Origin of the sequence: Mesorhizobium sp. M7A.F.Ca.US.006.04.2.1 (assembly GCF_004022915.1) — a bacterium.
GTDB lineage: Bacteria > Pseudomonadota > Alphaproteobacteria > Rhizobiales > Rhizobiaceae > Mesorhizobium > Mesorhizobium ciceri.
This window is the reverse complement of the sequence record NZ_RZQA01000169.1, coordinates 1-9,067: the sequence shown is the minus strand read 5'-3', so window position 1 is coordinate 9,067 and position 9,067 is coordinate 1. Positions and strand designations below refer to the sequence as shown.

The window sequence follows — 9,067 nt, the reverse complement described above, 5'->3', positions numbered from 1 at the left end:
GAGGTGGACTCGTCAAGGATGAGCAGCCGGCTGTTGCGCAGCATCGCGCGCAGGATCTCGACCTGCTGCTGCTCGCCGAGCGACAACTCTGATACCTTGGCTTGAAGCTTGACGGTGATGCCGAGCGTGCCGGTGATCTCGGCGACGCGCGCCGCCAGTTCCTCGGTCCTGGGGCGCTGCCACCACGGCCCGCCAAGCAGGAGGTTCTCCGCCACCGTTAGCGTCGGCACCAGCATCATGTGCTGGAATACGGTGCCTATGCCGAGTGCCAGCGCATGGCGTGGCGAGGTGATCGGCGTCGGTTTGCCGTCGACCAGTATGCGTCCTTCGTCAGGCTGCTGCAGGCCGGACAACATGCCGATCAATGTCGATTTTCCAGCGCCGTTCTCGCCCAGCAGCACATGCACTTCGCCCGGGCGGATCGACAGGTCGACGCTGTCATTGGCAACGATGCCGGGGAACCGTTTGGTCACGCCTTCAAGCGCGACGATGTCGCGCCCGGCAACGGACGATGAAGAAAAACCGCTCATGAAGCCCAGCACCAAAAAACAGGAATCGTCCGGAGGGGTGAACGGATCACCCCTCCGGCAGCCGACCATGATCGCCTTACTGGGCGACGCTGGTCATCAGTGCCCTTACGGCGGCCGCGTCATAGACCGGCTCGACCTTGATCTTGCCGGAAATGACGTCCTCGCGCAGCGCCTGGATTTCCGTCCAGACATTGTCCGGGATCGCAGCGGTCTTCAGCAACTTGACCGAGTCGTCCTTGAGGCCGATCGTATAGTGTTTGGTGCCGAACGTGTCGGCCTTCAGGTCGGCAATCATCGCCGCATAGACCGGCTCGATGTTCCACACCACCGACGACAGCAGGAAGCCCTTGTCGATCGGTGACTTGTCGCCGATGACGTCGATGAAATAGACCTTGCCGCCATCGGCTGCCTTGGTTGTCTCGACCGCTTGCAGCATGCCGAAGCTCGAACCGTTGCCTTGGCCGAAGATGATGTCGGCGCCCGACGCGATCACGCTTTCGGTGACGCGCTTGCCGCCGGCCGCATCGCTGTAGGCGGCCGGGCCGATCACCGCGTAGGTGATCTTGACGTCCGGGTTCTCCGCCTTCACGCCTTGCGCGAACGCCGCCGACTGCGAATTCCACGATGGCGGTTCGCCCGACACCACGATGCCGACCGACTTGGAACGCGACACCTTGGCGGCGAGACGGCCGGCGAGATAGGCGCCCTCGTGGCCGCTCAGCGTATAGTCGGCGACAAGGCCCTTCTCCAGGCCGGCTGGCGTGTCGACGATTGCCACCGGAACTTTCAATTCCTTGGCGATTTCAGGCGCCGAGGTGTTGTAGCCGCTGGCATGCGCGATCAGCAGGCTGGCGCCGTCGGAGGCAAGTTCCCGCAAGGTCGGACGAACATCGCCATAGCCGAGGCCCTGGGCCACGACCACTTCGACGCCGGCGGCCTTGCCAGCCGCCTTGGCGGCATCGATGCCTTGCTGGTTCCAGCCGTAGTCCGTGCCTTCTTCGGGCGTGAGGATGGCGATCGACTTGACCTCGCCGGCAAGCGCGCCGCTCAACAAGACACTGGTCAATATAACTGCACTTACACTGCTCTTAAGAAGCTTTAACATGTTACCCTCTCTGTTGTTTCACCAATCAATATTCTTATTGTTATTGCGCGAAAGCGAGATAGACTGCCTAGGAAAAATTACATTGTGGAGCTCAGGCAAAGTGAAGATCCGTTATGCCCTTCCGGTGATGCTGGCGTTATCGTCCTTCGCCAACGCGGTTGAGTTGCACCATGTCGCCGTCCGCACCGGCACTGACGGGCTCGACATGGTTCCGTTGACGATTTCGAATGCGGGCAGCGAAGGCCTCTCCTGCAACGCCGACTTCGCCCACTGGTATTCGGCCGGGATCGCAACGATCGAGCCGGGCAAGAAGACCCGCGTCGAGCTCTGGTTCGATGCGAAGACCGGCACGTTCACGATCCTCAACGACAAGCGCGAGAACCTGCCCGTCGAGCGGCTGTGGTGCGGTCTGGCGAGCCGAGCATATGCCACCCGCGTGCAGATCACGCTCGACCGCACCGATGCGGCGAAAGGCGAGCGTGATGTGTCCTGCGCCATGGCGCAGGACAGCCTGGCCTGCCGGTAGGCGCTCATTCCCGCGTCCGTTCGAACATCGCGAGCCTCTTATTCTTTCGCCAGGAACGCGTCGGTGAAGACGTCGTCCGCCGACAGAGCCGCCTTGAGCACGCCCTGGTCCGTCAGCGTCTTCAGAGTCTCCTCCCACTGCGTCTTCGTCATCCAGCCGAGACCGTGTTCCTTGGTGTCGGGGCTGGTGAACGTCGAGGCGATGTCGGCGTTGATCTGCGCCAGCAGTACGTCCTTCTTGTCCGCATAGCCGGGCGCTGCCTTGGCCGTGATCTCGGCGGCCTCTTCCGGATGAGCCACGACATAGTCGAAGGCCTCCCTATATGCCTTGACGAAGCGGCGCACGACGTCCGGCTTGTCCTTGATCATCGCCTGCGAGGTGAACAGGCCGGAGCCATAGGCTTTCCACCCATAGTCCGCCCCCATCATGATGCTGAGCGAGCCCGGGCCCCCGGCCTTCGCTTCCAGTTCGGGAACCTCCGCATCGATATAGCCGACGACCGTCTGAACCCGGCCAAGCAGCAAATAGCTTTCATAGGGAGGCGAGACGCTGTTCAGCGTCATGTCCTTTTCGGTCAGGCCATTGGCGGCCAGGAAGCCTTTGAAGAAGATGTAGGTGGAACCGGCCGGATGAATGCCGATGGTCAGTCCCTTGAGGTCGGACGGCTTGGTGAGCTTCAGCGTCTTGGCCAGCGAAATGATCCCCAGCGGCGAGTGCTGATTGACGGCTGCCAGCGCCACGACCGGGACATTCTGCGACCGTGCGACGGCAAGCGTGGGAAGATCGCCGAACCCGAAATCCGCGTTCTCATTGCCCACCAGCCGCATCGCGTCCGGCGAGCCGGATCCCTTGCGGATCTCGGCCACATCGATGTCGTTCTTGGCGAAGAAGCCTTTTTCCTTGCCGACGAAGAACATGGCGTGATTGCCGCGCACGACCCAGTCGAGCTGGACGTTGACCTTGTCCGCCGCCAGAGCCGCGTTGGAAAAACCGAGTGCTGCAACAAACGCCGCGAAGGTAGCGGCCTTGATAAGTGAGCGTCTCAGCATTTTTTGTTCCCTTTTATGAATTGGTTGATCGAGCGGGCCTAGGATTGGCTGAATTTCGGCGCCCACGGCACCACGATGCGTTCTAGGATTTCGGCGGCGTAGTAGAAGGCGATGCCAAGCACGGAAACGAGCAGCAGCGCTGCGAAGACCAGCGCCGTGTCGAGCTGGGTCGACGCGAACTGGATGACGTAGCCGAGACCGTCCGACGCCCCGGCGAACTCACCGACGATGGCGCCGATCACGCTCAACGTGGCGGCGATCTTGGTTCCGGCCATCAGGTTCGGCAGCGAGTGCGGAACGCGGATCCTGAACAGAATCTGCGTCGGGCTGGCCCCGACGGAATTCATCAGCGACAGCAGCGAGCGGTCGACCGATTGCATGCCCGCCAGCATCGACAGCGTCACCGGGAAGAAGGCGATGACCAGGATCAGGCCGATTTTGGGCGCCAGCCCATAGCCGAACCAGAGGATGAAGATCGGCGCGAGCGCGACTTTCGGCACGTTCTGGAACAGCACCACCAGTGGATACAGCGCGCGTCCCAACCAATCGAAGCGCACGATGACCAGCGCAATGGCAATGCCGACCACGACCGAGACCAGGAAGCCGAACAGGATCTCGCCCGCCGTCACCAGCGTCGCCTGCATCAGCGTGCCCCATTGCGCCACCAGCGACTTCGCGATCTCGGACGGGGCGGGAATGATGAAGGCGGATATGGCAAAGATCCGCACCGCGGCTTCCCACAGCACGATCGTCACCAGCAGGAGGATGACAGCCGGCAGCCAGCTGCCGGTCGCCGCACTCCAGCTGGAGGCGAGGCGCGGCTCGGAAAGGTCGAATATGGGTTGGTCGCTCAAGATGCGCCTCCCGGTTGATGGCTGGAGCGCAGCATCGTTCGCAACTGGACCACCAGCCTGACGAACTCCGGATCTTCGGTGACCGACAGGTCGCGCGGGTAAGGCAGCGCAATGTCGAGGCTCTCGGTGATCCGTCCCGGCTTGATCCCCAGCACGTGAACATGGCGCGACAGATGGATGGCCTCGTCGATGGAATGGGTGACGAGCACGATCGTCTTGCCGGTCCGCTGCCAGATCTCCAGCAGCGACTGGCCCATCGAATCGCGGGTGATGGCATCGAGCGCGCCGAACGGTTCGTCCATCAGCAGGACCGCCGGATCGAGCGCCAGGGCCCGTGCAATGGCGACCCGCTGCCGCATGCCGCCCGACAGCTCGTTTGGCCGCTTGTGGGCGCTGTCGCCCAGCCCCACCAGTTCCAGCATCTCCTGCCCGCGCGCCCGCAGATCCGAGCGCGAGAGCGACTTGTCGGCGATGCCGAGCAGCATCGAGGCATTGTCGACGGCGTTTTTCCAGGGGAGCAGGTTGGCGTCCTGGAAGACGAGGCCGATCATCCGCTTGCGCGCCGCCTCGACCGGCGCGAGCCCGGCGATCGAAACGCTGCCCTGGGTAGGCTGCACCAGCCCGGCCAGCACCTTGAGCAAGGTGCTCTTGCCACATCCGGAAGGACCGATAAGGGAAACGAATGATCCCTTTGGCACCGAAAGATCGATGTTCCTGAGGATCAGCTGACGGGCCATGACCACCGAAACGCCCTTGGCGGAGATTAGATCGTCATGGCGGATATGGGCCGGCCTGTCGCCGGCGGCTCGGATGGTTTCAATGCGCATGGCTTGTCGCCCCGCGCGCTGTTTTCTGCCGCACCCGCACCATCTTGATGGCGAAGGCGCCCTTCACACAAACAGCCGACCGGTGGAGCTCCTCAAACCGGCTGGCCCTCTGCGCACCATGTGACATTGGCTACTCCCGGCCTTCCAGGATGCGCCGCACCGCGACGAGCTTGCGCGCCCGTTCACCTTGCAGCGCCTTTGTCTGCTCGGGCGTGTAGGCAAACATGCCCTCGCCCGACTTGATGCCGAATTTCGACGCAGCCGTCTTCTCCAGAACCATCGGCGCCACATCGTCGCGGTTGGAGAGATCGGCATTCAGGAAGGACGAGACGGATTTGTAGATATCCAGCCCCGCCATATCGAGCAGCGCCATCGGGCCGATGACGGCGATCTTGTAGCCTATGCCCCACGACACGCAGGTGTCGAGGTCTTCCGGCTCGATGACGCCGCGCTCGACAAGATCGACCGCCTCGCGCAGCAGCGCATAGAGCACGCGGTTCTCGACGAAGCCTGGAACGTCCTTCTTCACCACCACCGGCAGCAGGCCGATCGAGCGGATGAGATCGCGGATAACAGCCACGGTTTCAGGCGCGGTCTTCTCGCCGCCGATCACCTCGATCATCGGGATGATGTGCGGCGGGTTCGACCAGTGCATGCCGACCATCCGCTCGGGATGCGAGATATGAGCCTGCAGCTTGGTGATCGGAATGCCCGACGTGTCGGAAGCGACGATGACGGACGGGCCGATCAGCGGATCGATGTCACGATAGGTCTGCGCCTTGATGTCGATATTCTCGGGCACGTTCTCGATCACCAGTTCGGCGCCATCGACGGCCTCGGCAATCGTCTCGACGAAACGCACTTTGCCGGCACCAGTCCCGGGCGCCTCGATGTCGAGACGGTCGAGCACGCCGCCGGCAAGATCGAGCATGCCGCGGGCGCGCTCGATTGCCCCTGGCGAAACGTCATACGCCGTCACATCGAGCCCGCCGCGCGAAAGCCGCGCGGCGATGCCTGGACCCATCGTTCCCAGTCCGATGAGAGCGGCGCGCTTGATCATCATGCGGCCTTTGCGGGAGCAGCAGTGGTTGCCGCCTTGAAGGCCGGCCGAGCGGCGATCGCGGCCACCCAGCGCTCCAGATTGGGCATTGACGGCCGGTCGATCTTGAAATCGACGCAGCGCTTCAGGATCGGCGCGCAGGCAATGTCGGCAAGGGTCAGCTTGCCGAGCGCCAGGAAGTCCTTGCCGGCCAGGTGGCCGTCGACGATCTTGAGCTGCGCGACAAGGTCCTTCACTTGCTCCTTGTATTCGGCGGTCTGTTCCTCGGGCGTGAGCTTGGCGCCTTTGAAGGCCGCCAGGTAGCCCGGATTGACCGCAGCCAGCAGGAAGTCCATCCAGCGCTCGACCTCGGTCTTTTCCGCCGGCGTAGCGCCATTCAACTGTTCGCCGCCGAATGCCGCGAGATAGCGCAGGATGGTGTTGGACTCCCAGATCACGGTGTCGCCGTCAACCAGCGTCGGCACCTTGGAGGTCGGGTTGAGCGCCTTGTATTCCGCCGTCTGCGTGTTCTCGAACTGGCGGCCATAATCCTCGCGCTTGTAGGACGCTCCCAACTCTTCGAGCATGAAGAGCACCTTCTGGACGTTGCCTGATGTCTGGCGGCCTAACAGCTTGTACATGTCTTCTCCTCGCTAGTGTCCAGGGCCTACTTGCTCGCCGGCAGCGGCTTGTAGACGATGGCGTCCATTTCGATCTTGGTGTTGATGACCGCTTTTGCCTCGACGGTCGTGCGCGCCAGAACGGCGTCGCCGATCCCTTCGAGGAAGGCCTTGTTGTAGCGGCCGAAATCGCGCGTATCCTCGAGATAGGTGGTGATCCGCACGACATCCGACAGCGTCGCGCCTTCATGCGCGATGACGCGCGCGATGGTCTTCAGCGTCGCCAGCGTCTCTTCTTCGATCGTGCCGCTGATCATGTTGTTGTTCTCGTCTTTCGGCACCTGGCCCGAGACGAAGATGAAATCGCCGGCACGCACCGCCGGATGAAACGGCAGGTTCGGGTTCTTGTTGCCGATGGCGTAGTGGCTGGCGGATTTTCGCGTGCTGTCGCTCAACATATCCCCCTAAAGAACGCTGGTTTCGATGATGTCGACGCCGCGGATTCGGTCGATCAGGTAGACGATGCCGCGGTCGTCGATGGTCACGTCGTTGGACGAGGAACGCTCCGCGCCCTCCGGCGCGTCGGGCATGAAATGACCGACTTCCTTTGGCGCGAACGGATCGGCGATGTCGACGAGGCGCAGCCCCTGCGCGAACCACGCAAACGGAATGACGGTGCCATTGAACCGCTCGGAAGGCTGATGGCAGCCGGTCATCTGCGGCTGCGGTGAACCGTCCGTATCGAGGCCTGGCACCTGGAAGGTCGAGATCGGCAACGGGTTGGTCTCGTCAGTGATGTCGTAAATCCAGGTGAAGGCCGGCGGCGATGGCCGAAGCTTGGCGACATCCTCGTCCGCCACCACCATGATGTTGCGGCCTTTGAGCGGCTGTGGAATCGGCAGGCAGGTGTGCGTGGGATGCGGAAAGCTCGGGCTCGAATTGACGTGCGAGACCAGCTTCGGCTTGGTGATGTCCGAAATGTCGAGGATGAACAGGCCATGATGCCAGTAGCTGACATAGAGCCTGTCGCCCATTCGCAGCGGATGGTGACAGCGCGGCGTGACATAGTCGTGCCAAGGATACTCTTCGCCGCCCCCGGTCCACTGGCCCGGTATCCACCAGCGTCCGACCTCGACCGGCTTCGCGGGATCGATCAGGTCGAGGATCATCACGATGTTGCCGACATAACCGTCGGCGGTCGGCGATATGTAGGCGTAACGGCCGTCGAAGTCGTAGCGGTGGACGCCCTTGCCGCCGGTTATCCATTTCGAGATGAGCTTCGGCTGTGCCGGCTTGGTGGTGTCATAGAGCGCCAGTCCGCCGCCGAAATCAGCCGGGCCGGCGTCGCCAAAGCGCTCGTGGTTGATGATCATCAGTCCGTCCTTGGCGCGCACCTTGTGCGAGTGCCAACCGGGCGGGACATCGATCGTCGTAATTTTGCGCGGATTGCGCGGGTCGGAAATGTCGACCAGCGTCGTGCCGCTCGGCGGCCGCATGTGGCCGATATAGAGGATGTTGCCGTCGACCCAGACCTGACCGCCGCCTGGGCAGTCGACATGGCCGATCTGCTTTGTGTTGAACGCCGAAACCAAATGCATACGCCCTTGCTGCTGAAATTCCATTTCGATGTCCACGCCGCCAATGGCGGCGCGGACATTGCCTGCCGGAGGACCGGAACTAGACGAGACGGAGCAGATCGCCGGCCTGGTTGCGGCCCCAGCGCTTGTAGAGGAGCAGCGCCTTTTGCGTCGGCGCATCGGTGGCGCCGAAGAAGATCACCGGCTCGCTCGACGAGCCGTTGACATGCTCGACCCAGGAACCGCCGGGTATGGCGATGGTGTCGAACTGGTTCCAGTCATAGCGCTTGCCGTCGATGATCGAATGGCCGTTGCCGCGGAACGGCGCCAAGAGCAGGCTGGCGGTCTCGCGCTGCGGCAAGGTCTTCTCGCCGGGGCGCAGCATCTGCACGTAGAAATTGATGGTGTGGAAGACGGGTCCGCCGGTCGTCGGATCGACATAGTCGATGACGATGCCTTCATGGGGGTCGCCATCCCAATCCTTGTGGGCGTCGAGAACCGCTTCCATCTTCTCCCAGCGATAGACATACATCGGCGACGACAGGCCGCCGCCGCGCTTGTGGTCGACGAAACGCGGCATCAGGCCACCTTCGCCATAGATGCGCTGTGAGTAGTCGCTGGGATAGCGGGCGGTCTGCACCTTCTTCTCGACTTCCTTGCCGTCGACCATCTCGGTGTATTTGTGGTCGAAATGGACGGCATGCAGCGTTTCGACCAGCGGCAGGTCGAGCACCGACAGGTTGACCGCCTGCTCGCCGCCAACGGTGCCATGATTGTGCCAGGCGTCGTTGGGCGTCAGCACCATGTCGCCCGGGCCGAAGACCACGTCTTCGCCCTCGACGCCGGTGAAATTGCCCTTGCCCGTCAGGCCGAAGCGGATGGCGCTCGGCGAGTGCTTGTGCGGCGGCATGATCTCGTCGGGATAGTTCAGGCGGTAGGC

Annotated in this window: 11 protein-coding genes; 1 reads left to right on the top strand and 10 read right to left on the bottom strand. The window is 62.7% G+C overall.

Annotation, left to right across the window (positions count from 1 at the left end):
- On the bottom strand, positions 1-530 hold a 530-nt coding region (locus EN925_RS11770; RefSeq protein ID WP_128336553.1), incomplete at its 3' end, for an ATP-binding cassette domain-containing protein.
- 76 nt (positions 531-606) lie between these two features.
- Positions 607-1,596, bottom strand: a complete 990-nt coding sequence (locus tag EN925_RS11765; RefSeq protein WP_244506860.1) for a BMP family protein — start codon at positions 1,594-1,596, stop codon at positions 607-609.
- Positions 1,597-1,735: 139 nt separating this feature from the next.
- Here EN925_RS11765 and EN925_RS11760 point away from each other — a divergent pair, with 139 nt between their 5' ends.
- On the top strand, positions 1,736-2,161 hold the full coding sequence (locus EN925_RS11760; protein WP_063172982.1) for a hypothetical protein: 426 nt from the start codon (positions 1,736-1,738) through the stop codon (positions 2,159-2,161).
- Positions 2,162-2,199: 38 nt separating this feature from the next.
- Here the strand turns inward: EN925_RS11760 and EN925_RS11755 are convergent, their stop codons facing one another.
- The 8 genes from EN925_RS11755 to EN925_RS11720 form a co-directional block, all read right to left on the bottom strand.
- Positions 2,200-3,210 (bottom strand): ABC transporter substrate-binding protein, encoded by a 1,011-nt coding sequence (locus EN925_RS11755; protein ID WP_024505123.1) that lies wholly within the window; start codon positions 3,208-3,210, stop codon positions 2,200-2,202.
- 38 nt (positions 3,211-3,248) lie between these two features.
- Positions 3,249-4,064, bottom strand: a complete 816-nt coding sequence (locus EN925_RS11750) for an ABC transporter permease (protein ID WP_027163703.1) — start codon at positions 4,062-4,064, stop codon at positions 3,249-3,251.
- Positions 4,061-4,891, bottom strand: coding sequence for an ABC transporter ATP-binding protein (locus EN925_RS11745; RefSeq protein WP_013529863.1), 831 nt, complete (start codon positions 4,889-4,891; stop codon positions 4,061-4,063). Before EN925_RS11745 ends, EN925_RS11750 begins: the two co-directional genes overlap by 4 nt.
- Before the next feature lie 130 nt (positions 4,892-5,021).
- A complete protein-coding gene (fhmpcd1, locus tag EN925_RS11740) occupies positions 5,022-5,951 on the bottom strand; it encodes a 5-formyl-3-hydroxy-2-methylpyridine 4-carboxylate 5-dehydrogenase (protein WP_024505124.1) in 930 nt (309 codons plus the stop codon).
- Entirely contained in the window at positions 5,951-6,571 is a 621-nt protein-coding gene (locus tag EN925_RS11735) for a glutathione S-transferase family protein (RefSeq protein ID WP_013529861.1), read from the bottom strand. The genes fhmpcd1 and EN925_RS11735 overlap by 1 nt, the downstream gene beginning before the upstream one ends.
- Positions 6,572-6,597: 26 nt before the next feature.
- Positions 6,598-7,008 carry a RidA family protein gene (locus tag EN925_RS11730; protein WP_013529860.1) on the bottom strand — a complete coding sequence of 137 codons (411 nt, stop codon included), beginning with the start codon at positions 7,006-7,008 and terminating at the stop codon, positions 6,598-6,600.
- A 6-nt stretch (positions 7,009-7,014) separates the two neighbouring features.
- Positions 7,015-8,172 (bottom strand): hypothetical protein, encoded by a 1,158-nt coding sequence (locus tag EN925_RS11725; RefSeq protein WP_013529859.1) that lies wholly within the window; start codon positions 8,170-8,172, stop codon positions 7,015-7,017.
- Between the two features lie 55 nt (positions 8,173-8,227).
- Positions 8,228-9,067 (bottom strand): cupin domain-containing protein (locus tag EN925_RS11720; protein ID WP_128336551.1); only part of this gene is annotated, 840 nt, incomplete at its 5' end.

Coding starts and splice junctions, on each gene's coding strand:
- EN925_RS11755 (WP_024505123.1), bottom strand. CDS start 3,210: ATGCTGAGACGCTCACTTATCAAGGCCGCTACCTTCGCGGCGTTTGTT.
- EN925_RS11745 (WP_013529863.1), bottom strand. CDS start 4,891: ATGCGCATTGAAACCATCCGAGCCGCCGGCGACAGGCCGGCCCATATC.
- fhmpcd1 (WP_024505124.1), bottom strand. CDS start 5,951: ATGATCAAGCGCGCCGCTCTCATCGGACTGGGAACGATGGGTCCAGGC.
- EN925_RS11735 (WP_013529861.1), bottom strand. CDS start 6,571: ATGTACAAGCTGTTAGGCCGCCAGACATCAGGCAACGTCCAGAAGGTG.
- EN925_RS11730 (WP_013529860.1), bottom strand. CDS start 7,008: ATGTTGAGCGACAGCACGCGAAAATCCGCCAGCCACTACGCCATCGGC.
- EN925_RS11725 (WP_013529859.1), bottom strand. CDS start 8,172: ATGGAATTTCAGCAGCAAGGGCGTATGCATTTGGTTTCGGCGTTCAAC.